We start from the raw sequence: 22,962 nt of genomic DNA on the forward strand, positions 1-22,962 counted from the left end.
ATGACGATTACGTGTTCGATGATGTCGTCTCCTCTTGTGCTTTTTGGTCTTTGAGCTGATGCGGTTCGCGGCGCTTGGGTCCGGGGTTCACTCCACCCGAAATCGCGGCCCGTGCCAAGGCAAACGTCGTCGTGGGCGAGGTGAAGAACAAAAACAGTAAGATCAGCCCCAGCTTTACCACAACGATCCATTCGGTGGCTTGGAACATCAACCCGATCAAGATCATGTCGATGCCTGCAGTGTCGACCATGCCTGCACCATGCATACGTGAAAACACATCAGGTAAGCGCACGATGCCAAGGGCGCCGACAATGGAGAAAAATGCGCCGCCCAGAATAAAGAACCAACTGATCCAGTCGTTCAGCGCCAGCGGCCCAACCGGGGTGTGAAGAAATTCCAACATCACACGTCCCCCTCGTCATTGCTGTCGTGAGGATGGCCGAGGCTGCCGAACTTCATGTATTTGCTCACGGCAATGGTGCCGATGAAGTTGATCAGCGCATACAGAAGGGCGATATCTAAGAAATCGGGACGTCCGTCCAAAAAGCCGTAGACCGAAATCAGCACAACCGTCAGGGTGCCCGATACGTTCACAGCTAAAATGCGGTCAAATACCGTCGGTCCGACAAACGCGCGCACCATGCTCAAAGCCATGGCGATCAAGACCGCTATGGCGGCGACGGCGAACATTGCTGTGCTCATGCTTTGGGCCCCGCCTGTGGTTTCGCCTGTGGTTTCGTCTTCGCATCAGGCTTGGGTGCACCAAGGCGATCCGGTTGCGTCATGCCTTCCATAGCGGTACTGCGCTTGTCCATATCCAGTGTTTCGACGCCTTCGCGGGCGGCGTCGGTCAACGCGTGGACTTCAAACGTGCCGTCTTCTTCCATGGTGATGGTGACGGTGCCGGGGGTCAAAGTGATGGAATTCGCATATGTCGTCAGGCCGACATCGCTTTGTTGAGAGGCTTTGGTCTTGAAGATGTGCGGCTGGATGTTCATCTTTGGGCTCAAGATAATCTTGGCCACATCCCAGTTGGCTTTGCCGATTTCTTTCATCAGCCAGGGGAAGTAGAAGATGGCGCGCGGACCTAAGTGGATCGGGTGGCCTTCGTGGTCGACCACGTCCATGCGGTGGGCAATCCAAATGGTCAAGACAATGGAAACAAGCCCCAGCCCCAACAAAAGGGGCTCAAACATACCGGACAACAATGCCCATAGAATGGCTAACGCCAGACCTAAGGAAATGGCATGCAACACGGTGTTCGAGCTCCTGGTTAACGAGTCTGACAAAATTGCTTTGAGAATAGGTTGCAGGTGCGAACGTGGCAAGCAAGATCGAACTAAAAAGTTATTTATTGTCTGATTTTAGGGGCGCGGATAATGATTAACGACTTTGCAGACCCGAAAAGTTATGATCCTTCGTCATGTGCAGCAATTTTGTAAGAAATAACCTTCATTTATTTGCGGTCCTGGTGGCTCTTGTGCTGTCGGTGGTGGTGGTTACGCCATCAACAGCGCAGGAATCGTACAAACTGATCCCGCCGCGGCCTAATTTTTTAACGGCAAATGTTGAAATCATTTCCCAACACGGTCCACGCCACCTGTTCACTGTCGAGCTTGCGCGCACCCTTCACCAGCAACGCTATGGCCTGATGTACGTCAAATCTTTGGCAGCGGATCGCGGAATGTTGTTCGAACACAAACCGCCCCGGTCTGCGCTCATGTGGATGAAGAACACGTATGTGGCTTTGGATATGCTGTTTGCGGACAATCGGGGCCGTGTGGTGCACATCCATGAAAACGCCGTGCCCTTGTCCCAAAAGCTCATCCGAACACCCATGGCGGTGCGCTATATCTTAGAAGTCCCGGCGGGGACGGTGAAGCGGCTCAGTTTAGGGGTTGGGGATCGCATGGCGTTTTAGGGGTTGCCTAACGCCCTCCAAAGACTTAAGAACACCCTTAGTCGGGGAGTGGCGCAGCCTGGTAGCGCATCTGTTTTGGGAACAGAGGGTCGCAGGTTCAAATCCTGTCTCCCCGACCATTAAATTGAGAAATGACCGAGGTGTGTCCAATGGCAACTGCTCGTATCTACCGTCCGGCTCGCAACGCCATGCAATCGGGGAATCCGGCCAAAATGAAATGGGTCGTCGAATTTGCCCCGTGTGAAGCCAAAACCCTGGACCCGTTGATGGGTTGGGTGGGCTCTGGCGATACGCAGGCTCAAGTGAAACTGCGCTTTGATAGCGAAGCCGAAGCCAAAGCCTACGCCGAACGCCAAGGCTTGGACTTCCAAGTCATCGCCACCAAAGAAGCGAAGCTGATCACCCGCTCTTACGCTGCAAAATTCGCGTTCGACAGAGTGCGTTGACGCCTCACATTCGCCCCAGCAAACACCTTGGGGCAAAAGGCCCCATAGCTCAGCTGGATTAGAGCAGCGGACTTCTAATCCGCAGGTCGCAGGTTCGAGTCCTGCTGGGGTCGCCACTTTAAAAAAGCTTTGCAACCGAATGTGTTGCAAAGCTTTTTATATAAGCTAAACCTAAAATTTTGCACAGACAGCCTATGCAACTCATCCATCTGTGTGATTCCTGCACCTGTTGTAAATGAGTATTCTAAATATGGGTAATTTGTCGGGCTGGGCGACCGTAAGAAAGTGATGCTGTATATGAGCCGCATTTTGATCATAGATGACGACAGATTCGTGCGCACCTCCATTTGTGCGGTGCTGGAAAGTGCCGGGTATGATGTTCAAGACACCGGCGATGCGGATACAGGGATATCTTTGCAAAAAGAACACCCCTATGATTTGGCGATCATCGATCTGATCATGCCGCAAAAAGAGGGTCTGGAAACCATCCGGGAAATTAAGTCAGATTTCCCCGATTTGCCGATCATTGCGATTTCCGGGGGCGGAGAAATTGTGCGCAAAAACTTCATCGAAGTTGCTCAATTGTTCGGAGCGGGGGCGACCCTGGAAAAGCCCTTTGGCGGTGATGATCTGTTGAAGACCATTTCAACCCTGCTGTCACAGGACAATGGCAGCACCAACGCGGCCTAACTCAATCATTCTCAAGACTTATTTGCACACATTATTTGCACACGGGACGTGCTTTGACATAGCCGAAGCCAAAGACTTGGTCTTTGCCGGGCTTGCCCAGGTCGCGGGTGGCTCTGCTGAGTGCCTTGCGCAGAGACGCGGCGTTGGGCGTGCGTCCCGCTTTGTATAGAATTGCGGCCATGGCGGTGATGTAGGGGACCGCAAAGGATGTTCCACTTTGCGGTTTGCCGCCACCACCGGGTTGAGCGGTGTAGATCCCGACACCCGGCGCGGCAAAGTCGATGTAGTCGCCTTGGTTTGCATGAGAGTAGATCAGTTCGGTCCCGCGTGTGGCGGTGACGGCGACCACTTCTGAATAAGCGGCCGGGTAGGCCCGTTTGCTCACGCTGCCCCAGTTTCCGGCAGCTGCAATCATCAATAAGTTTCTGCTGGTCGCCTTGCGCAAGGCTTTGCGGATGACTTTGTTATCGCCTCCGGCAATGGACATATTAATCGCGTGGACCTTGTGTTTGGATAGCCAGTTTATGGCCTTCAAAAGCCCCATGGACGACCCGACTTTTTTGCCTTTCTCATTGATTTCAAACATGTTTGCTGCAAAAAGCTCGGCACCCGGCAGTAAACCGCCCCAGGACGCTTTGCCCACCAGCATCGCCGCGACGGCGGTACCGTGGTTGGCCGGTCCCGCTTTGCGTCCAGATTGCGCAAAAATTTGATAATGAACGTTTTGACCGTCCAGGGCGGGATGGCTGACATCCACACCACTGTCGATTTGGCCGATTTTCAATCCTTTGCCACAAGCGGGGGACAATTGGCCCCATCCCGCCATTTCACGGGCGTTGGTGCCTGGAACAGCGCTGGCTTCGAAATGATGATTAGCGTCGATGGTGACGCCGGGGAGTAACGTGGCAAGTTTGCGCAAAGCCGCGTCCAGGGACATGCCTTTTGGCGTTTCAATACGCACAATCTGTAGATCAATAGCGCCTAAGTTGACGTATTCTTTGATGCGAAAGCCTGCGGAACGGATTCTGTCTTCAAAGCCTTTGGGCGGTGCAGCCAAAATGACTTCGTTGGGTTCAAACGCGAGTTCTGGCTGAAATGTGGAGCGTTCGCCCTCATAGCGCTTGAGTGCATCCACCTGATCGGGGGGGAGCGCTCGCGGGCTTGAAGGGGGCTGATCGATGTTGTGAGACGTGACGATAGGTGTCTCTTGAGAGATGGGTTTGGCCGTCTTGTCCGCGTCTTCCAAGACGGATAAAAGCACGATGCCGCTCACCATGACCGCCAAGGTCGCCGCCAAGCCAATTAAGATTGTGACCAGTGCTTTGGTGCCTTTGCCCATTCTCGATGGCTGGGGCTTTGGGGATTTTTTTGTCGCCATAGTGGTTCCCGGCTGGATGACGGGTTCAGGGGAGGTAAAACGTCGGATTTAATCACTGTAAAAACCGAGATAACGTTCTGGTTTACATATCAGGATTCCCAACGGATGGGTATCCTCAGATTGGACTGTATAGGCATAAAGGGGCTTAAATGGGTCTAAGGCTCGAGTTATTCAGTACGTTCATTGCCGCGCCCATGCCCGCCTAAGCTGTGCCGGTCTATGGCGACGGATTTGATCATGGCCCAAACGGGGGTCCCGACGACGATCCCTAAATCTTTCAGGGATTTTTGGGTAATACGCGCGAGCAAACGATGGGAAGACGCGGCGGCTTCTTTTGGGGTGATCTCTATGGCGATGGTGAGCTGAGGACCGCTGCACTGTTCAATTTCGCAAACGGTTCCGGGTAGCATGTTTAACAGGGATGTTTGCTGAGGCTTATTCAAAGCAACGGAGATATCGCGGGCCCTCACCCGCAGACGCAAAGGTGTGCCGGGCGCCAAATCGAGGCCCGGCACGAAGATGTCGTGCCCCAGGAGGTCAAGCTTTGTGAGCTGCACGTCTTCTAAGTGCTGAAAAACCGTTGGCAACAAGACGGCACCCGCTTCGTAGCGACCGGTGACGGGGCCCAGGTCTAGGCGGCTCATCAAGTCTTCTACCGGACCTTGGGCAAGCGTTGCACCATTGGACATCAAAACCAAGCTGTTCGTCAGTCGCACAACTTCTTCGATGGCATGCGACACGTAAACGACAGGAAGAGCGAAGTCTTGGGCCAGGGTTTCAATATAGGGCAAAATCTCACTTTTGCGCGCCGCGTCGAGGGACGCCAATGGCTCATCCATCAGCAAAATGTCGGGATTGCTCAGCAACGCCCGGCCAATGGCGACCCGTTGTTTCTCTCCGCCCGATAAATGAACTGGGTTTCGGTTAAGAAGGCTACTAAGGCCCAACAATTCGACCACTTTGTGGAACTGATCGGTGCGGTTTTCGGGGGCAATGCGCCCCCAGCCATAGCGTAGGTTGCGCAAAACGCTCATATGCGGGAACAGTCGCGCGTCTTGGAATACGTAGCCCACTTGCCGGTCTTCTGGCGGCATGTGAACTTGGGTGTCGCTGTCGAACAAGGTGCGCTCACCCAGACGGATAGTGCCGTAGTCCGGTCTCGTCAGTCCTGCGATCATGGAGATCAGCGAACTTTTCCCAGCCCCCGACTTGCCAAACAGTGTGGTGATGCCCGGCTCAGCGGTGAAGGCGGCTTTGATCTCGAAGGTGCCTTGGCGGTGTTGAACGTGAACGCTTAGGGAGGGAGCAGTCATGCGGAGCCTCCCGTCATGCGCTGGACCCGGCGGGCGAGGATTTCACTGGCCAAAAGGGCGCCCAGAGCCACCACAATAGACAAAACGGCCAAACGCATAGCGTTCGCTTCACCGCCCGGCACTTGGGTGAAGTTGTACAGGGCTAAGGGCAGAGTTTGGGTTTGCCCGGGGATATTGGACACAAACGTGATGGTCGCGCCGAACTCACCCAGGGCGCGGGCAAAAGCCAGGACCACCCCGGTGACAATGCCGGGAAGCATCAAGGGCAGTGTGATGGTCACAAACACGCGTGCAGGCTTGGCGCCCAAGGTGCGGGCGGCTTTTTCAAGACCGGGATCAATGGCTTCCAGGCTCAAACGCATGGCGCGCACCATCAAGGGAAAAGCCATAACCGCGGCGGCAACAACCGCGCCTTTCCAATCAAACGCCAAGGTGATGCCCAGCGTTTCATACAGCCATGCCCCAACAGCGCCCGTGCGTCCAAATGTCACCAACAAGACATAACCAACCACCACGGGCGGCACGACCAAGGGCAGGTGCACGAAGGCATTGAGCAGCCCATGCCCCCAAAACCGCTTGCGTGCCAAAACCCATGCCACGGCGATGGCAAACGGCACAGATGCAACGCTGGTCCACACCCCGACTTTGAGGCTTAAGACCAAGGCATCCAGTTCCAAAGGGGTGAGGTTCCAGTTCAATCGACAGATCCAAATCCGGCCGCCCGAAAGGCGTCTTGACCTTCTGGGCTGGTTAAGTACCTCATAACTTTTAACACGCTTGGGCGCATTTGGCCTTGGACAATGGCAGCCGGGTAAACAATCGGCGCATGAAGCTGGGGCGGGATTTGCGCAAAGGGCCGCACCCGCTCAGAGCGTTTGAGGTCCGAGGCATACACAATCCCCAGCCGGGCATCTCCACGGGCGACAAACATCAACGCTCCGGTCGCGTCGCGGGCTGGCGCCAAGCGGTCTTTGACGGCGTCCCATAATTCCCAGTTCTGAAGAGCCTCTTTGGCATATTGACCGGCAGGGACATGGGCCGGATCACCGATGGCAAAGCGGGAATTTTGTAAGATGCTGCCTAAGGGATAGCCCGGACCTACGGCCATGCGGGGGGCGGGGAAGGGAGCGGCACCGGAAACCATCACGAGGGCGTTTTTGGCCACGATTCGCAATTGGTCTGGTTCGATTTTATTAATATTTCGTAAATAATCTGTCCAGTTTGTGTTTGCGGATAGGAAAATATCGGCAGGTGCACCATGTTCAACTTGGCGGGCAAGGGACGAGCTGGACCCATAAATAACTATAATATCAATGCCCTGTTCCTTTAGGGAGGTCGTTATGGTGTGCATTGCAGCTTGCGTGCTGGCGGCAGCGAACAAGGTGACCCGTTCCTCTGCGTGGGCGGAGAGGCTGCTAAATGAGCAGAGCAGGCACAAAGCGTAAACCAAGAACACGGTGTGAGAACGTTTGAGCATAGAAAGGCATCCAGGGCGCGAATCGTAAGAAAACTTAGCTTTTTGGGAAATTATGTGACAATATAGCCCAAAATACGTACCAGAAGTTTTCCGTAAGAGAATCATAGCGCTAGTTTGCCTCACCCGTCCGCCAGACAGGATCCCATTTATGGAAGCCGCATTGAACATAGACCGTCGTAAACATGAACGCCATGGCCGCATGGGCCTGTTGGTGCGTGTGTGCGGTCAAGAGTTTGAAGTTGGCAATTGGAGCTTGGGCGGATTTTTGCTTGAAAATTATGACGGTAAGCTGTCCACCGGGGCGTTGGTCACGGTCAAAGGTATTGGCTGCAGCGCAACCACAATGCATCAAGTCGAATTGCCCGCCCGAGTGGTGCGTATGGACGCCACGACCGTTGCGATCAACTATTTAGGGCTCGATGCGACGGCTTATGAGTTCTTGGTGGACGCCTTGAACCAATGCGGGGAAATGCGCTCGCTAGCGCAAGCTTAGGCTTACACCTCTTCTTTCACAAAACGAACCGTCGCCAGCAGCATAAACGCGCCTTATGTGTCGTCTGTCAGGGTTCCGGGCAGATATGCCGCAAAGGTGTCGCGGATGGCCTGCTTGGAAAGGTTCTTGGTGATAAACACCAGTCGGCTGCGTTTGTCCAGGCCTTCCCAATTCTCTAGGGCTGCAGGGGGGTGGATCAAGTGCTGAACGCCATGGATGGCGATGGGGCGGTCCACGTCTTTGACATCCATGATGCCCTTCATGCGCAACACGCCTTCGCCTTGGGTCGCCAAGACCATGCCGAGCCAGTCTTGAAACGCCATAAAGTCGATTGGCGTGTCGGCCTCCAGCACAAAACTGTCGATGCCGGCATCGTGATTGTGGTGATGATGGTGGTGATCTTTGATCACGTCATCGCCCAGCCAGCGTTCCACATGCGGGGTGAAGTCGGCATCGAACAATCCTGCATCAATGATGTCTGTGACCGGGACTTGCCCGTGTTGAGCTTGGATTTGGGGGGCGGCGGGGTTTAAGTCTTGGAGCCGCGCGATCAAGGCTTCCAAATCTGAGGCGATATCGACTTTTGAAATCACCAGACGGTCGGCAATGGCGGCCTGCTTGACGGCTTCGGGATGGTTTTCCAGGGTCTGCAGCCCCAACGCGCCATCAACCACCGTGACCAAGCCGTCCAGACGGAACTGTCCGGCAATCAAAGGGTCAGTCATTAAGGTGTGCAGGATTGGCGCCGGGTCGGCAAGGCCCGTGGTTTCGATGATCAAGCGTTCAAACGGGGGGACTTTGCCGTCAGCCCGTTTGGCGATGAGCTCTTTCATGGCGTTCACCAGATCGGAACGCACCGAACAGCACACACAACCACTTTCCAGCAATACCGTGGTTTCATCCACGTGTTCGACCAGCAAATGGTCGATGGACACATCGCCGAATTCATTGATCAAGATGGCGCTTTGGCCCAAGTCCTGATCTTGCACAAGATGATTGAGAAGGGTGGTCTTGCCGCTGCCCAAAAAGCCCGTCAGAACGGTGACGGCTACGGCTGTCGGCAGTTCATTTTCCATAGAGCTCTTCCGGAGAGATCTCGACGTCTGCAATGGTTTTGATCTGACCGCCGCGCACAGACTTGAAGAAGCAATTGCGCCGCCCGGTGTGGCACGCCACACCTTTTTGCGTGACCAGCATCACCACCGTGTCGTTGTCGCAATCCCAGCGAAAATCCTTGAGCTGTTGTTCTTGGCCGGAGCTTTCCCCCTTGCGCCACAGCTTTTGGCGCGAACGGGAATAATAACACGCCCGCCCCGTGGTCAGGGTTTCTATAACGGCGTCGCGGTTCATCCAGGCCATCATCAAAATCTCACCGCCTTTGCCGTCGGGTGTGTCGTCTTGAGCAATGGCAGGGATCAGGCCGTCGGCGTTGAAGCTCAACTGCGCGGCAATCTCAGCCGCCAGCTCAGGCGTGGTGGGGTAGTTGTCAGTGCTCATCATTGAACTTTCTTATTGTGCAGGTTGCTTGGCTTGTGGGGTCAAGCACGATTGCATGGACACGATGATACCTTGGATGATGCGCACATACGTCGTATCGGACAAGGACAAATCAGCACCTAAGGGATCAATTTCGCGCAAAGATACGCCGTGCTCTTGGCTCAAACGTTTGGCAAGCTTGGGCGTGAATTGCGGTTCATGAAACAGGCATTTCAGGTTTTCCCCTTCGATCAGCTTGATCAATCCGGCGATGTGCTTCGCACCCGGTTCTCGTCCGGGAACGGTTTGCAGATAGCCCGCTTCTTTAAATCCGAATTCGCGCGCCAAATAACCAAATGCGTTGTGCTGCACCAAATAGGGAATGGTCTGCATGTTTGTCGTGAACTTCTTGGTCTGGTTGATCAAGATCGACACACGGCGCTGGGACTTTTTGGCGTTGGCGGCGTACTCCTGCGCATTGGCCGGGTCGACTTGGCTGAGCACGTGTTCGATATGAGCCAACATGGCTATGGCATTGTTAGGCGATAGCCAAATGTGGGGATCCATTGAGCCGTGGTCATGGGCATCCTCTTTGTCGTCTTGATGGTCGTCATAGTCTTCAATGTGGCGCTCGTTAGTGTTGATGAAGTCAATGCCTTCAGCGGACATCAAAGCCACAACGGTGGCGTTCTTGGACAACTTAGCCAGTGGGCCGTTCAGGGTGTTTTCCAGATTCGGTCCAATCCAAAAAACCACATCGGCATGCTCCAACATCTTGGCTTGGGACGGTTTCAGAGAAAACACATGCGGCGAAGCGGTGGCGGGAATGATCACATCCGGCGTGCCTAAGCTGCCCATCACCATTTTGACCAAGGCCTGCACCGGCTTGATTGAGGCTGCGACTTTCGGCGGTGCTGCAAGGGCGCGTTCGGACCAGATCAAGCCTGCGGCTAAGACCAAGAGGATACTCAAGGTCTGAAACAGGGCGGAAGGCTTGAAACGGCTCATGCGAAAGTCCTTTGTGTGCAAGATGATAGTTGTTGCCAATGTGCGACTTGGACAATTGAAGGTCAAGTGCAGATGTTATAACATAACACTATGAAAGAACATTTCCCCAGCGAGAGCCACGATCATACCCACTGTGAAGCCCAAGCGCTGAAACGTGCTGAAGGCTTGTGTGCTGAACGCGGCGTGCGCCTGACGGACATTCGCCGCCAAGTCTTGGAACTGGTGTGGAAATCCCACGTGCCGGTTGGGGCTTATGATCTGTTGGATCAACTCAAGACCCAGGGCAAAAAGGCCCAGCCGCCGACTGTCTACCGGGCTTTGGACTTTTTGTTGGAACAAGGCCTGATCCATCGCATTGAAAGCCAAAATGCGTACATTGGGTGCTCCGATCCAGAACATGACCATGTCGGGCAGTTTTTGATCTGTCGCGATTGTGGGGCGACGGCGGAATTGGTGGATGCGCGTATTGACGATGCGATATCCAAAGGGGCAAACGATATGGGCTTTCGCGTCGAACACCCGACGGTGGAGCTGGAGGGCACCTGTGCAAAGTGCCGCATCGGTCACAAGGGCAACACAGCATGAACGATCAAAGTTTGATCGAAGCGAAAGGACTGGAAGTCGCTTTCGGTGATGTCTCTGTGCTGAGCGGTGCGAACGTGTCGGTTAAGCCGGGTGAAATCGTCACCATTATCGGTCCCAACGGCGCGGGCAAAACCACTTTGGTTAAGGTTATGTTGGGCTTGATCCAACCCCAAAGGGGCACGGTTCAACGTAAACCCAAATTGCATATCGGTTATATGCCCCAGCGCTTGAGCATTGATCCAGCCATGCCCATCACGGTGGAGCGCTTTTTGCGCATGGGCCTTCAGGGCAAAGTTCCGGATGAAGATTGCCGCTCTGTCATGGAAGAGGTCGGCGCCATTGATGTTTTGGGCCACCCCATGCAATCCATTTCGGGGGGCGAGATGCAACGCGTGCTTTTGGCCCGCGCTTTGTTGCGCGATCCAGAATTGCTGGTTTTGGATGAACCGGTTCAAGGCGTGGATATCACCGGGCAGGCCGATCTCTATCGATTGATTCAAGGCATTCGCAAAACCCGCAACGTCGGCGTGGTGATGGTGTCCCACGATCTTCACGTGGTGATGGCCCAAACCGACCATGTGTTGTGCCTCAACGGCCATGTGTGCTGTGCAGGGCACCCCAGCCAAGTCAGCCGCCATCCGGAATTCGTCGCCATGTTCGGCGAAGACGTGGCTTCGACCTTGGCGGTTTATGCCCACAATCACGATCACGAACACGGGCTTGATGGACACGTTCATGGGGAGCACTGCGATCATGAGTGATTGGGGCATGGATGACTTTCTGATCCGCGCTGCCTTGGCTGGTGTGGCGGTCGCCCTTGTGGCCGGACCTTTGGGGGCGTTCGTGGTGTGGCGGCGTATGGCCTATTTTGGCGGGGCCTTGTCGCACACGGCCTTATTGGGGGTGGCGCTGGGGTTTTTGCTGGGGCTAGAGCCTGCCGTCGGCGTGGTTTGCGTGGTGGTGGTCATGGCCTTGATGCTGGGCAGGGTGCAGCGCATTCACGGAATATCTTTGGATACCTTATTGGGCGTTGTGGCACATGCGGGCTTGGCCTTGGGGTTGATCATTGCCTCGACCTTAGACAGCGTGCGCATTGATTTGATGGGCTATCTTTTCGGCGATATTTTGGCTGTCGGCTGGGCCGACGTGGTTTGGGTGTGGGGGACGTCCATCTTGATCTTGGTCGCGTTGTCAAAAGTTTGGCACGGATTGCTGAACGCAACGGTGCATGCGGATCTCGCCCAGGTCGAAGGCACCAATGTCCGTTTGATGGACACCGTGTTTATGGTCATCTTGGCCTTGGTGGTGGCTTTGGCGATGCAAGTGGTGGGAATTTTGCTGGTCACGGCCATGCTGATCATTCCCGCTTCAAGCGTGCGCAGGATCGCCAAAACGCCCGAGGGCATGGCAATCTATTCCGTTATCGTCGGCGTGATTGCGGTCTGTGCGGGGCTTTGGGGCTCCTATGAATGGGATACCCCTGCGGGACCGTCCATTGTGATGGCTTCAACGGTCATGTTCTTGTTGGGGCAAATCAAGCTGCGGCGGGGCTAACCTTGTCTGTGGCACCCGTCCAGTCTTTTAAAACGTCTGCCGCGCGTAAGTATATGCAATCGGTGTTCAGTGGCGTTTGGCGGTAGAGGTTCAAGGTGCGAAGACGCCCTTCAAGGCAATGAGCACAGCTTTCGGTCGTCATTGAGGCGCCAAACAAGCAGCCTTGCGCACATCCGCGCTTGGGGTTCATGCGTTGTCGCCACAGCGCAAGCCCGCTTGGTGCACCATCTTTCAAAACGGAATCGGCAATCACCCACATAAACTGGGTGCAATCTTTGCTGAACGTAATCATAACGTTCCCTTTCGGAGGTTTTTTTGGGCATTTGAAACATGCCTCTGTATGCAAACCTAGCGATTCCCCATGACAGTATTGAGACAGTTTTGTGTCCCCTATGCCTTCAAGTTGTCGAGACCTGTTTGCAGATCCGTGCGTAGGTCTTGGGGGTCTTCCATACCCGATTGGATGCGCAAGACCGGTTGGTTATAGGGCCATGTATAGGTGGTTCGCATGGTGCGAGGGTCCGACGGGATGATCAGGCTTTCAAAGCCCCCCCAGCTGTAGCCCATGGCAAACAGTTTCATGTTGTCCAACATACGTGCCATGTCGTCTTTGGTGGGGCCGCCTTTGAGAACAAAGCCAAACAGGCCCGATGCGCCGGTGAAATCGCGCTTCCAAATGTCGTGTCCCGGACAGCTGGGTAGGGCAGGGTGCAACACGGTTTCGACCTCTGGCCTTGTGACCAGCCAGTTGGCGAGCTCCAGCCCTGTGTCTTGGTGGCGGGGCATGCGGGCAGCCAGTGAGCGAATGCCGCGCAGCCCCAAATAGGCATCGTCCGGGGCGGTGGAATAGCCCATGCCCACGGCGACGGTTTTGATGTGTTCATAAAGGGCACGGTCTTTCATGGTCACGGTGCCCAACATGGCGTCTGAATGACCGACGATGTATTTGGTGGCAGCTTGTAGAGAGATATCGACGCCGTGTTCAAACGGCTTGTAGTAGTAGCCAGCCGACCATGTGTTGTCCATCACCACCAAAGCACCGCCGTCGTGGGCGATTTGGGCGATCATGGGAATGTCTTGGACCTCGAACGTGATGGAGCCGGGGGCTTCGGTAAACACCACCTTGGTGTTGGGGCGCATCAAGGCTTTGATTTCGTCCGCCGTTGCCATGGGGTCGTAATATGTGACCTCGACGCCAAACTTTTTCAAAAAGGTGTCGCAGAACTTCACGGTGGGGAAGTAGGCACTGTCCGTGATTAACGCATGCTCACCTTGATGAAGGGTCGCAGCCAAAGCCACGGCAATGGATGCCATGCCGCTGGGAACGGAAATGCAGTGATCGCCACCTTCCAAATCCGCAACGGCTTCTTCAAAGGCAAAAGTCGTCGGTGTTCCGTAGCGCCCGTAATAGACCTGATCGAAACGATTCTGCTCAGCCTCGTGGAGGTCGGCCATGGTTTCAAACGTCACAGTTGAGGCGTGATACACAGGCGGGTTCACAATGCCGTAATTGTTTTTTGGGTCGCGTCCAGCCGTGGTGAGGCGGGTATCAGGTTTGTACGACTTATCGTTGGTGTCCATTCGGCGTCTCACATGTAAAAAAAATGGTGCTGAAGTGCATTTTTTGCTCGTTTCGGGTTTGCTCAAACCCCATTTAGATCAACAGAGTGTGGCGTGAAACGATTTTGAATTCCAGTCTTAGGCCTGGAATTGGGATTTTTTCACAGAACTAGTTCATATGGCGTAATGATCTTGTGGATTGTTTCGTTACAATTCACTGTTGAGGTGGATGAAACAATTGTGTTACGCCTTGAATCATCTGATGCGAGATGGCATCCCGCGTGAATGCGCAAACGGTTGGGGAACCGGGGGGCTGTCTTCAAAATAACGCAAGCGCGTGGGGAGCATGCGCTTTGTGTATGTATAATAACTGAATTGAGAAATTTCGGAGGAAACTACCGTGAAAAAATCGATTACCGCTCTAGGCGCTGTAGCCGCTGCAATGATTGCGACGTCTGCGTCCGCTGGTACCTTGGAAACTGTTCAAACGAACGGTGTCCTGTCTTGTGGCGTGAGCACCGGCCTGCCGGGTTTCTCCTTGCAAGATGAAAAAGGCAACTGGACGGGTATTGACGTTGATACCTGCCGCGCTGTTGCTGCAGCCGTTTTGGGCGATGCCAACAAAATCAAGTTCATTCCGCTGACCGCGAAAGAACGTTGGACCGCGCTGCAATCGGGCGAAATCCAAATGTTGTCGCGCAACTCCACCTGGACGCTGACCCGTGACAGCTCCTTGGGTGTTAACTTTGCTGGTGTTAACTTCTACGACGGTCAAGGTTTCTTGGCGAAGAAAGACTTGGGCGTGAAAAGCGCTATGGAACTGGACGGCGCTACGTTCTGTATCCAAGCAGGTACCACGACCGAGCTGAACTTGGCTGACATGTTCCGTGAACATGGCATGAAGTACACTTCTGTCGTTTTCGACACGTCCGACCAAACCCGCGAAGGCCTGGAAGCTGGCCGTTGCGACGTTTTGACGTCTGACACGTCTCAGCTGGCAGCTCTGCGCTCCAAACTGAAAGATCCCTCCAGCGCAATGATTTTGCCGGAAGTCATTTCCAAAGAACCGCTGGGTCCGGTTGTTGCTCAAGGTGACGACGCCTGGTTCAACATCGTCAAATGGGTTCTGTTCGCACAAGTCAACGCTGAAGAAATGGGCGTGACGTCTGCAAACATTGACGAAATGAAGGGTTCCGATAACCCGAACATCAAACGTCTTGTCGGTACCGAAGGCTCCTTGGGTTCCACCAAGTTGGGCATCGGTGACGACTGGGCATACAACGCTGTCAAACAAGTCGGTAACTATGCTGAAATGTTTGAAGCGAACGTCGGCATGAAAACGCCGCTGCAAATTCCGCGTGGCGTGAACGCCCTGTGGTCTAAAGGCGGCATCATGTACGCACCGCCGCTGCGTTAAGCGACAAAAACCTTCGGCCATGTCCTTTCGGGCATGGCCGAAATGGTTTTTGGCTTAACGTCTTTGCCATAACGTGAAATCCGTTTAGGGCAATCCTTGTGCATCTGCCGAAGGAGAAGCGGGACGATGTCTGACCAAACATCACGACCTCAACCATCCAAAACAGCGATTTGGAACGACCCCACGTTCCGCTCCATTGCCTTTCAGATTCTGGCTGTGCTGGTTCTGGGTTGGTTTTTCTATACAATTTTTTCCAATACGCTGACGAATATGGAACGCCGTGGCATCACCACAGGTTTTCAGTTCCTTGATAACACCGCCGGCTTTGGGATCTTAATGACCTTGATCGAGTATGACGAAACCCACACGTATGGGCGGACGTTCTTGGTCGGTCTGCTGAACACAGCTTTGATATCGTTTGTCGGTATCGTGACCGCGACCATATTGGGCTTTATCATTGGTGTCGCGCGTCTGTCGAACAACTGGCTGATTTCCAAAATTTCAGCTGTTTATGTCGAGACCTTGCGCAACATTCCGCTGTTGCTGCAAATCTTCTTTTGGTACTTCGCTGTGTTGCAAGCTTTGCCGCACCCGCGACAAAGCATGAACTTCATGGACAGCATTTTCTTGAACGGTCGCGGCCTCTACGTTCCTGGCCCCGTTCCTGAAAGCGGCTTTAGCATTGTCATGGTGCTGTTTTTCTTGGGCATCGTTGCATCGTACTTTGTGAAGCGCTGGGCGGATAAACGCCAAGACTTAACAGGTGAGCAGTTCCCCACGTTTTGGGCGAGTCTGGGCATGATCTTCGGCATCCCGCTGGTGGCGTTTTTTGTGCTTGGCATGCCGCTCGGCTTGGATTATCCGGCGTTGAAGGGCTTTAACTTCCAAGGTGGTGTGTCCATCATTCCTGAGTTCATGGCACTGTGGTGGGCTTTGTCGCTCTATACCGCAGCCTTTATCGCCGAGATCGTGCGCGCCGGTATTCAAGGGGTTGCCCACGGTCAATCGGAAGCCGCGCATGCGTTGGGTGTTCGCAACGCCCCAACGTTGCGCCTGGTGGTTGTTCCCCAGGCCATGCGCATCATCATTCCGCCGCTGACGTCTCAGTATTTGAACTTGGCGAAGAACTCGTCGCTCGCGACCGCTATCGGGTATCCCGATTTGGTGGGTGTGTTCATGGGCACGACCTTGAACCAAACCGGCCAAGCGGTTGAAATCGTCGCCATGACTATGGCGGTCTATCTGACCATGAGTTTGTTGATCTCCGGTTTCATGAACTGGTTCAACAACAAAATGGCACTGGTCGAGAGATAAGGGGAGGGATGAGATATGTCAGATTTTAAACAACTTCCCGCACTGCCGCCACCTGGGAGCACCACGGGTGTTGTCGGCTGGTTTAAGCAGAATTTGTTCTCTTCACCGATGAACGCTGTGTTGTCGCTTGCGACGTTTTACTTGATTTACATCACGTTGATTCCGGCGTTGGATTGGGCGATTTTCTCAGCTGTGTTTACGGGCGATGATAAATCGGCTTGTGAAGGCATCGAAGGCGCGTGTTGGGCGTTTGTCGATAACCGTTTGGGTGTCTTCATCTACGGCACCTATCCGGATGCCGAACGGTGGCGTTTGGACTTAACCTTCTTACTGTTGGTCCTCAGTTTCGGTCCACAGTTCTTTGAGAAGTTCCCGTACAAAATGGCGCTGGGCGTGTTTTCGCTCACAGGCTTCCCGTTGATCGCTTACTTCTTGATCGCCGGTGGCATGGGATTGCCCCATGTGGAAACGGAAAGCTGGGGCGGCTTGGCATTGACGTTGGTGATTGCCTACGTCGGCATCGTCGCGGCCTTGCCCATCGGTGTGGTGCTGGCCTTGGGCCGACGCTCCGAAATGCCCGTTATTCGCACATTCTGTATCGGCTTTATTGAATTGTGGCGCGGTGTGCCGCTGATTTCGGTGCTGTTCATGTCATCGGTGATGTTGCCGCTGTTCTTGCCCGAAGGCATGAACTTCGACAAGTTGCTGCGTGCACTGATCGGCATCACCATGTTCCAATCGGCCTACATGGCGGAAGTCATCCGGGGTGGTTTGCAAGCCATTCCGCGCGGTCAATATGAAGCCGCAAAAGCCTTGGGGTTGAGCTACTGGAAAAGCATGGGGCTGATCATTTTGCCGCAAGCTATGAAGCTGGTGATCCCAGGCATTGTGAACACGTTCATTGCATTGTTCAAAGACACGACGCTGGTGTTGATCATCGGTCTGTTGGACGTCTTGGCAACGGTGCAGTTGGCCATCTTGGACCCGGCTTGGGGCAATGTGCGGATCGAAGGTTATGTCTTTGCCTCGGCATGCTTCTGGATTTTCTGTTTCGGCATGTCGCGCTACTCGATCAAGCTCGAAGAAAAACTCCACACCGGTCATAAACGCTAATCAGTGAAAGTTAAGACAATGGATAACGCAACTTCAAATGAACTGGCCGTCCAACTGGTTGGCGTCAACAAGTGGTACGGTGATTTTCACGTCCTTCGGGACATCAACCTTAACGTCACACCGGGTGAACGCATTGTCATTTGCGGCCCGTCCGGTTCGGGCAAATCAACGATGATCCGCTGCATCAACCGGCTGGAAGAACACCAGAAGGGGCAAATCATCGTTAACGGCATTGAGCTCACGGAAGACTTGAAGCGCATTGACGAAGTGCGCCGCGAAGTCGGCATGTGCTTCCAGCACTTCAACTTGTTCCCGCATTTAACGGTGAAGGAAAACTGCACGTTGGCTCCAATTTGGGTGCGCAAAACGCCCAAGGCTGAAGCCGAAGAGATGGCGATGCATTATCTGGAACGTGTGAAGATTCCTGAGCAAGCCGATAAGTTTCCGGGCCAACTGTCCGGCGGTCAGCAGCAACGTGTTGCCATCGCGCGCTCGCTCTGCATGGCACCGAAGATCATGCTGTTTGACGAACCGACCTCAGCACTTGATCCGGAAATGATCAAAGAGGTGTTGGACGTCATGGTGGAACTGGCCGAAGAAGGCATGACCATGTTGTGCGTGACCCACGAAATGGGCTTCGCAAAACTGGTTGCCAACCGGGTGATCTTCATGGATGCGGGCCAAGTGGTTGAAGAAAACGAACCGCATGAATTCTTCGACAATCCGCAAAACGATCGCACCAAGCTGTTCTTGAGCCAAATCTTGAACCACTAAACCGGGAGGGGAGGCTATGTCTTTAGCCCACAAAAGTCTGCGTGAACGCGCAGAAGAAGCCAAGGCCAAGGTGCTCGACATCTTAGGGGTCGACGACCACTCCCACGACGAGGAAATGGTCAAAGCAATTGAGGCGATTATCATTGAGGCGCTTTTGGAAGAACGCGAGCGCTGTGCCACGGTGGCTTACGATCATTGTTGTGCTGAAGACCGTGATATGGCGCACAAGGTTGCAGATGAAATCAAACGCATCCGCACCGCCTTGGTCGCGAACTTGGATAGCCTACGCTAAATTTTCTGAGTTGAACAAAAAGCCCTCGGTTTGATCCGAGGGCTTTTTTTATGCCCAAATCGACGGTGTTTTATCCTTGATTGAGAACACGAATCAGCAAATTCGCGTCATTAAAATTTCCAATGCCACCAGCAGCTATGCCAAGCGGGCTGAGGGGCATTTACTCATGTATATGCTTGTCGGCAGAATGGACCGGGGAGAAACCTACAAGGCGCGTGAAGTTCGCACATTTCACGATGCTTCCTCTTGGCAAACTGCTTGTTGACGCAAATGGCGGCTCATTGAGCTGAGCATCGACAGCTCAATGGGCGAGGGGACCACCGTGCGTGTGGTTTTGCCAACTCAGCTTAAGCGTTAATCGGCATCTCTAAATCGTCACCCCATTCGGCCCAGGACCCGTCGTAGACTGCGACGTCTTCTTTGCCCATGAGATACATGGCAAACGCGATGACGCAGGCTGTTACGCCCGAACCGCACGACACGGCGGCGGGCTTGTTCATGTCCACGCCTGCACCGTTCAAAATCTCGCAAATCTCCGTCGCGGTTTTGAAGGTAAAGTCTTGGGACGGGGGCGTGATATGCGTGAACGGAATGTTGATTGATCCCGGAATATGGCCACGGCGCTCAGACGGGCGGGGTTCGTGGTCGATGCCGGCAAAGCGCCCCTCGTTACGCGCGTCAATCAGCTGAAAGGTTTGCTCATCAACGTTCTTAAGAATTTGCGCTTTGCTTTTCACCAAGCCGTTGTTTTGACGTGCGGTGAAGTGGCGTTCTTGTATGCGGGGTTCGTCGAACTCCAATGGGCGGCGTTCCTTGCCCCAACGGATCAAGCCGCCGTCCAGGATGGAAATATCCCGATGGCCGAACAGGCGGAACATCCACCACACGCGGCACGCGGCCATAAACCCCCCGTGGCTGTCGTAAATCACGATCTTAGAGCCGTCACCCAGACCCATTTTGCGCACCATGGACGAAAACTTTTCCGCACTGGGCAGCATGTGGGGCAGGTCGGTGTCCGTGTCGGCAACTTTGTCGATGTCAAAGTGGACCGAGCCCGGAATATGGCGGTAGGTCCATTCTTCGTATGCATCGTTGTCGGTGTCTGGCATGTGCCAGGTGGCGTCGACAATGCGCACATCCGGGGCGTCCAGGTGTTGTTCCAACCACTCGCCGCTCACCAAGGCTTCGGGGTTTTTGTAATGCATTGGGGGAGCCTTCTGTTCATTTTAGAGTTATTATTGCTTCAACATTAGCAAACCCTAAATCAGCTTTCCACCCCTTTAGGCCATCCAATCGGGCACTGGCAGGTCTTTGGCGCGCAAGAAGTCGGGATTGAACAGCTTCGACTGATAACGTGTACCGTAGTCGCACAGGATGGTGACAATGGTGTGCCCTGGGCCCATTTGCTTGGCGAGCTTCATAGCGCCTGCGATGTTGATGCCGCTGGACCCGCCCAGGCACAGGCCTTCGTGTTTCAACAGATCGAAGATGATGGGCAGGGCTTCTGCGTCGGTGACTTGGAAGGCATCGTCAATGGGTGCACCTTCTAGATTTGCGGTGATGCGGCCCTGGCCGATGCCTTCTGTGATGGATCCGCCTTCGGATTTCAGTTCACCGTTTTTGTAATGCCCAAACAGGGCCGAGCCCATGGGGTCGGACAAGGCGGTGACGATGTCGGTGTTGCGGTCTTTGAGGCCCATGGCTACACCTGCAAGCGTGCCGCCGGTGCCGACGGCGCAGGTGAAGCCGTCAATGGCGCCATCCAACTGGTCCCAGATTTCAGGCGCGGTGCCTTTAATGTGAGAGCGGCGATTGGCTGTATTGTCGAACTGCTGCGCCCAAATGGCGGAGCCGGGCTCAGCGTCGTTGAGCTCCTTGGCTTTACGCTCTGACACATGCACATAGTTTTCAGGGTTGGAGTAGGGCACAGCGGGGACTTCGATGAGTTCTGCGCCGCACAGGCGCAGGGTGTCTTTTTTCTCCTGACTTTGGGTTTCGGGGATGATGATCACCGACTTATAGCCCAAAGAGTTGCCCACGAGCGTCAGGCCAATGCCCGTGTTGCCGGCCGTGCCCTCGACAATGGTGCCGCCGGGCTTAAGGGCGCCGCGCTCTTCGGCATCACGCACGATGAACAAAGCCGCACGGTCTTTGACCGAACCGCCGGGGTTTAGGAATTCAGCTTTGCCATAAATATCACAGCCCGTTTCTTCGGAGGCTGCGTTCAGACGGATCAGGGGAGTGTTGCCAACGGCGTCGGCAAAGTCTTTGCGCAAATTCATTATTACATACTCATTGCTGTAAATAGGAGTAATTGTTTTAAATTATGTGTAAATATACGCGCCACTCTGGAACTGTTCAAGGGTTAACGTGTCCTACAATGTTATGCTTGCCAGCGGGTTTTGAGTTTCTCATGGTTCAGGGCAAACCACTGCATGGCAATATGGGCCGAGGCATCTTTGAAGCGCCCTGTGTCGAGCCAGGACAGGGCTTTTTCAGCGTCGCAGACAACCACACGAATGTCTTCGCCTTCGTGCTCCAACCCATAAACGCCGCCTGCGTTGGAAGCATCCACGCGCGCGCAGAACAGAAAAACGCTTTCCGTGGTGCCGCCCGGACTGGCGAGGTAGTGGGTGATGGGTTGCAGGTCGAGGATTTCACAATTGGCTTCTTCCAGGGCTTCGCGTTTGGCAACGCCTTCGGGTGTTTCGCCTTCATCGATGATTCCGGCGACACATTCCAACAGCCAAGGCGAGTGGCTGTCGCATTCAAACCAAGGGGACGCAAGTGCCGCATACGCACCCGGGCGGAACTGTTCGATGAACACCAACTTGTCCAAGTCCGGGTCAAACATCAAGACGCACGTGGCATGACCGCGCTCGAAGATTTCACGACTGATGGGTTCGGTCCAGCCCCCTTCATGTTTGCGGTGTTTAAGGATGTATCGGTCAATTTTAAAATACCCGTCGTGATCGCGGATTTTCTCGATCACCTCGACATCGTCGCCGTTGAACTCAGGCTCATCGTTCGAACTCATGTGCAATCCTATTTGTGCGCGCAGGCGTAAGGCCAGATCAGTTTGGTTGAAGCTGGGGACTTTGTGCCATCGTCAAACATGACGGGCACACGAACGACCTTGTTGTCGTCAGGCAGGGCTTTGACGTCTTGAGACACATAAGGCGGCTGTTGACGGTAGAGTGCAAAGGGATCTAGCCAGCGCCCATCTAAGGGGATGATAACGTCTTGGGATTCAGAATATTTCGGCCCAGGGGCAAACCACGTTGCCAAGTGAATGGCTGGACGTCGAGAGGATGATTGTGTTGCATTGCCAGTCTTCGATCCGCGCGCAGCAATGCCGGAATTCCCTGTGGGGCCAATGATGTCCCCCATTTTGACACGCTGTCCGATTTTGAGGTCAGGAAGCTTGTCCAAGTGTCCATAGCCGGAATAGACCCAAATGTTCAGTCCGGTGTCGTCCGGGCTGTGACGGACGATGACTTCATTGCCGCGTTTGGATTGGTGCGCTTTGTAGGTGGCAATGACGGAGCCATCTGCAATCGCCAACATCGGAGTGCCCCAGGCGACGGGGATATCAATGCCGCCATGGTACGATTGTTTGTTGCGTTTCGATGCATAATCCATGGCCCAATAATCGTCCATGCCAAAGCAGTTTGCACCGTCGGGAAACACAGGTCCCGTTCCGGTTTCGATCAATCCCCGTTTAAGTTGGTGCTGAATGCCACACCGTTTGGAACGTCCGATACCGCACAAGGTTTCTTGGTCCAACATGTCTTTGGCAACACGGTCGTCTTTGACGCTTGCGTCCGTTTCCAATCCGGGAAAGGTGAATACAGATGTTTCTGGTGGCCAGCTGTAGCTTTTGTCGGTATGGCCTTGGTACATGATGCGCACTTCTTTGAGACTGAGTTGGCCATCCCCATTGCGATCAAGATTGTCGAAGTTGCCGCGCCGGTTCCATTCTTCACGGCTGAGCTTAAAATCGCCGTTGGTGTCTGCATGGCGAAAGTCGCGCGCCACGCGATCCTTTTTCATTTTTTTGCCACCACCGCCGCCACCTTTGGCAAAGGACACCTGCGGCGTTATCAAGGCGACAATGAGTACGGAAAGAAAAGCGAAACGCGCGTTCATGA

At 54.2% G+C, this 22,962-nt stretch carries 29 protein-coding genes and 2 tRNA genes; 15 read left to right on the forward strand and 16 right to left on the reverse strand.

Features of this window, described 5'->3' with window-relative positions; genetic code table 11:
* Window positions 1-7: 7 nt before the first annotated feature.
* Genes mnhG through V5T82_RS06010 form a run of 3 tightly spaced genes read right to left on the reverse strand, consistent with a single transcriptional unit; the run spans window position 8 to window position 1,256 of the window.
* Entirely contained in the window at window positions 8-403 is a 396-nt protein-coding gene (gene mnhG, locus V5T82_RS06000; protein ID WP_332894706.1) for a monovalent cation/H(+) antiporter subunit G, read from the reverse strand.
* A complete protein-coding gene (locus tag V5T82_RS06005) occupies window positions 403-702 on the reverse strand; it encodes an MrpF/PhaF family protein (protein ID WP_332894707.1) in 300 nt (99 codons plus the stop codon). Before V5T82_RS06005 ends, mnhG begins: the two co-directional genes overlap by 1 nt.
* Window positions 699-1,256, reverse strand: coding sequence for a Na+/H+ antiporter subunit E (locus tag V5T82_RS06010; protein ID WP_332894708.1), 558 nt, complete (start codon window positions 1,254-1,256; stop codon window positions 699-701). The genes V5T82_RS06005 and V5T82_RS06010 overlap by 4 nt, the downstream gene beginning before the upstream one ends.
* A gap of 215 nt (window positions 1,257-1,471) precedes the next feature.
* On the opposite strand from V5T82_RS06010, the gene V5T82_RS06015 reads away from it, so the two are divergent.
* The 5 genes from V5T82_RS06015 to V5T82_RS06035 all read left to right on the forward strand — a co-directional run bounded on the left by V5T82_RS06015 (window position 1,472) and on the right by V5T82_RS06035 (window position 3,057).
* Window positions 1,472-1,921 carry a DUF192 domain-containing protein gene (locus V5T82_RS06015; RefSeq protein ID WP_332894709.1) on the forward strand — a complete coding sequence of 150 codons (450 nt, stop codon included), beginning with the start codon at window positions 1,472-1,474 and terminating at the stop codon, window positions 1,919-1,921.
* A gap of 42 nt (window positions 1,922-1,963) precedes the next feature.
* A tRNA-Pro gene (locus V5T82_RS06020) sits at window positions 1,964-2,040 on the forward strand.
* Between the two features lie 30 nt (window positions 2,041-2,070).
* Window positions 2,071-2,367: an ETC complex I subunit gene (locus V5T82_RS06025; protein WP_332894710.1), complete on the forward strand. Its 297-nt coding sequence runs from the start codon at window positions 2,071-2,073 to the stop codon at window positions 2,365-2,367.
* A 38-nt stretch (window positions 2,368-2,405) separates the two neighbouring features.
* Window positions 2,406-2,483 (forward strand) — tRNA-Arg (locus V5T82_RS06030).
* Between the two features lie 181 nt (window positions 2,484-2,664).
* Window positions 2,665-3,057, forward strand: coding sequence for a response regulator (locus V5T82_RS06035; RefSeq protein WP_332894711.1), 393 nt, complete (start codon window positions 2,665-2,667; stop codon window positions 3,055-3,057).
* Between the two features lie 31 nt (window positions 3,058-3,088).
* On the opposite strand, the gene V5T82_RS06040 is transcribed toward V5T82_RS06035, so the two are convergent.
* From V5T82_RS06040 to modA, 4 genes are all read right to left on the reverse strand, one after another.
* Complete coding sequence (locus V5T82_RS06040) at window positions 3,089-4,435, reverse strand: S8 family serine peptidase (protein WP_332894712.1); 1,347 nt, start codon at window positions 4,433-4,435, stop codon at window positions 3,089-3,091.
* Between the two features lie 167 nt (window positions 4,436-4,602).
* Window positions 4,603-5,748: a molybdenum ABC transporter ATP-binding protein gene (modC, locus tag V5T82_RS06045; RefSeq protein WP_332894713.1), complete on the reverse strand. Its 1,146-nt coding sequence runs from the start codon at window positions 5,746-5,748 to the stop codon at window positions 4,603-4,605.
* Window positions 5,745-6,446, reverse strand: coding sequence for a molybdate ABC transporter permease subunit (gene modB / locus V5T82_RS06050; RefSeq protein WP_332894714.1), 702 nt, complete (start codon window positions 6,444-6,446; stop codon window positions 5,745-5,747). Before modB ends, modC begins: the two co-directional genes overlap by 4 nt.
* Entirely contained in the window at window positions 6,443-7,426 is a 984-nt protein-coding gene (gene modA, locus V5T82_RS06055) for a molybdate ABC transporter substrate-binding protein (RefSeq protein ID WP_332894715.1), read from the reverse strand. Before modA ends, modB begins: the two co-directional genes overlap by 4 nt.
* Here modA and V5T82_RS06060 point away from each other — a divergent pair.
* Window positions 7,374-7,718 carry a hypothetical protein gene (locus V5T82_RS06060; RefSeq protein WP_332894847.1) on the forward strand — a complete coding sequence of 115 codons (345 nt, stop codon included), beginning with the start codon at window positions 7,374-7,376 and terminating at the stop codon, window positions 7,716-7,718. The two genes, modA and V5T82_RS06060, sit on opposite strands and share 53 nt — an antisense overlap.
* 53 nt (window positions 7,719-7,771) lie before the next feature.
* On the opposite strand, the gene V5T82_RS06065 is transcribed toward V5T82_RS06060, so the two are convergent.
* Genes V5T82_RS06065 through V5T82_RS06075 form a run of 3 tightly spaced genes read right to left on the reverse strand, consistent with a single transcriptional unit; the run spans window position 7,772 to window position 10,202 of the window.
* Window positions 7,772-8,794, reverse strand: a complete 1,023-nt coding sequence (locus V5T82_RS06065; RefSeq protein WP_332894716.1) for a CobW family GTP-binding protein — start codon at window positions 8,792-8,794, stop codon at window positions 7,772-7,774.
* Window positions 8,784-9,218: a phosphoribosyl-AMP cyclohydrolase gene (hisI, locus tag V5T82_RS06070; protein WP_332894717.1), complete on the reverse strand. Its 435-nt coding sequence runs from the start codon at window positions 9,216-9,218 to the stop codon at window positions 8,784-8,786. The genes V5T82_RS06065 and hisI overlap by 11 nt, the downstream gene beginning before the upstream one ends.
* Window positions 9,219-9,227: 9 nt before the next feature.
* Window positions 9,228-10,202, reverse strand: a complete 975-nt coding sequence (locus tag V5T82_RS06075) for a zinc ABC transporter substrate-binding protein (protein WP_332894718.1) — start codon at window positions 10,200-10,202, stop codon at window positions 9,228-9,230.
* Window positions 10,203-10,292: 90 nt separating this feature from the next.
* On the opposite strand from V5T82_RS06075, the gene V5T82_RS06080 reads away from it, so the two are divergent.
* From V5T82_RS06080 to V5T82_RS06090, 3 genes are read left to right on the forward strand one after another with little or no spacing between them, the layout of a single operon-like run.
* On the forward strand, window positions 10,293-10,787 hold the full coding sequence (locus V5T82_RS06080; protein WP_332894719.1) for a Fur family transcriptional regulator: 495 nt from the start codon (window positions 10,293-10,295) through the stop codon (window positions 10,785-10,787).
* Window positions 10,784-11,548: a zinc ABC transporter ATP-binding protein ZnuC gene (znuC, locus tag V5T82_RS06085; RefSeq protein WP_332894720.1), complete on the forward strand. Its 765-nt coding sequence runs from the start codon at window positions 10,784-10,786 to the stop codon at window positions 11,546-11,548. Before V5T82_RS06080 ends, znuC begins: the two co-directional genes overlap by 4 nt.
* Window positions 11,541-12,341, forward strand: coding sequence for a metal ABC transporter permease (locus V5T82_RS06090; protein WP_332894721.1), 801 nt, complete (start codon window positions 11,541-11,543; stop codon window positions 12,339-12,341). Before znuC ends, V5T82_RS06090 begins: the two co-directional genes overlap by 8 nt.
* On the opposite strand, the gene V5T82_RS06095 is transcribed toward V5T82_RS06090, so the two are convergent.
* Both V5T82_RS06095 and metC read right to left on the reverse strand, forming a co-directional pair.
* Entirely contained in the window at window positions 12,322-12,633 is a 312-nt protein-coding gene (locus tag V5T82_RS06095) for a hypothetical protein (RefSeq protein ID WP_332894722.1), read from the reverse strand. The two genes, V5T82_RS06090 and V5T82_RS06095, sit on opposite strands and share 20 nt — an antisense overlap.
* 98 nt (window positions 12,634-12,731) lie before the next feature.
* The gene (metC, locus tag V5T82_RS06100) at window positions 12,732-13,922 is read right to left on the reverse strand and encodes a cystathionine beta-lyase (protein WP_332894723.1); all 1,191 of its coding nucleotides are present in this window, start codon (window positions 13,920-13,922) and stop codon (window positions 12,732-12,734) included.
* Between the two features lie 379 nt (window positions 13,923-14,301).
* On the opposite strand from metC, the gene V5T82_RS06105 reads away from it, so the two are divergent.
* The 6 genes from V5T82_RS06105 (at window position 14,302) to V5T82_RS06130 (ending at window position 19,076) form a co-directional block, all read left to right on the forward strand.
* Window positions 14,302-15,318: an amino acid ABC transporter substrate-binding protein gene (locus V5T82_RS06105; RefSeq protein WP_332894724.1), complete on the forward strand. Its 1,017-nt coding sequence runs from the start codon at window positions 14,302-14,304 to the stop codon at window positions 15,316-15,318.
* A gap of 126 nt (window positions 15,319-15,444) precedes the next feature.
* The gene (locus tag V5T82_RS06110) at window positions 15,445-16,632 is read left to right on the forward strand and encodes an amino acid ABC transporter permease (protein ID WP_332894725.1); all 1,188 of its coding nucleotides are present in this window, start codon (window positions 15,445-15,447) and stop codon (window positions 16,630-16,632) included.
* Between the two features lie 15 nt (window positions 16,633-16,647).
* Complete coding sequence (locus V5T82_RS06115; RefSeq protein WP_332894726.1) at window positions 16,648-17,745, forward strand: amino acid ABC transporter permease; 1,098 nt, start codon at window positions 16,648-16,650, stop codon at window positions 17,743-17,745.
* 18 nt (window positions 17,746-17,763) lie between these two features.
* Window positions 17,764-18,519 carry an amino acid ABC transporter ATP-binding protein gene (locus tag V5T82_RS06120; RefSeq protein ID WP_332894727.1) on the forward strand — a complete coding sequence of 252 codons (756 nt, stop codon included), beginning with the start codon at window positions 17,764-17,766 and terminating at the stop codon, window positions 18,517-18,519.
* A 16-nt stretch (window positions 18,520-18,535) separates the two neighbouring features.
* Window positions 18,536-18,811 (forward strand): hypothetical protein, encoded by a 276-nt coding sequence (locus tag V5T82_RS06125; protein ID WP_332894728.1) that lies wholly within the window; start codon window positions 18,536-18,538, stop codon window positions 18,809-18,811.
* Window positions 18,812-18,887: 76 nt separating this feature from the next.
* The gene (locus tag V5T82_RS06130; protein WP_332894729.1) at window positions 18,888-19,076 is read left to right on the forward strand and encodes a hypothetical protein; all 189 of its coding nucleotides are present in this window, start codon (window positions 18,888-18,890) and stop codon (window positions 19,074-19,076) included.
* 82 nt (window positions 19,077-19,158) lie between these two features.
* On the opposite strand, the gene sseA is transcribed toward V5T82_RS06130, so the two are convergent.
* From sseA to V5T82_RS06150, 4 genes are all read right to left on the reverse strand, one after another.
* Window positions 19,159-20,016, reverse strand: a complete 858-nt coding sequence (sseA, locus tag V5T82_RS06135; RefSeq protein ID WP_332894730.1) for a 3-mercaptopyruvate sulfurtransferase — start codon at window positions 20,014-20,016, stop codon at window positions 19,159-19,161.
* Window positions 20,017-20,091: 75 nt separating this feature from the next.
* Window positions 20,092-21,093, reverse strand: coding sequence for a cysteine synthase A (locus tag V5T82_RS06140; RefSeq protein WP_332894731.1), 1,002 nt, complete (start codon window positions 21,091-21,093; stop codon window positions 20,092-20,094).
* A 101-nt stretch (window positions 21,094-21,194) separates the two neighbouring features.
* On the reverse strand, window positions 21,195-21,848 hold the full coding sequence (locus tag V5T82_RS06145) for an NUDIX domain-containing protein (RefSeq protein ID WP_332894732.1): 654 nt from the start codon (window positions 21,846-21,848) through the stop codon (window positions 21,195-21,197).
* 8 nt (window positions 21,849-21,856) lie between these two features.
* Entirely contained in the window at window positions 21,857-22,960 is a 1,104-nt protein-coding gene (locus V5T82_RS06150; RefSeq protein WP_332894733.1) for a peptidoglycan DD-metalloendopeptidase family protein, read from the reverse strand.
* Window positions 22,961-22,962: the final 2 nt, after the last annotated feature.

Origin of the sequence: Magnetovibrio sp. PR-2 (genome assembly GCF_036689815.1) — a bacterium.
Taxonomy (GTDB): domain Bacteria; phylum Pseudomonadota; class Alphaproteobacteria; order Rhodospirillales; family Magnetovibrionaceae; genus Magnetovibrio.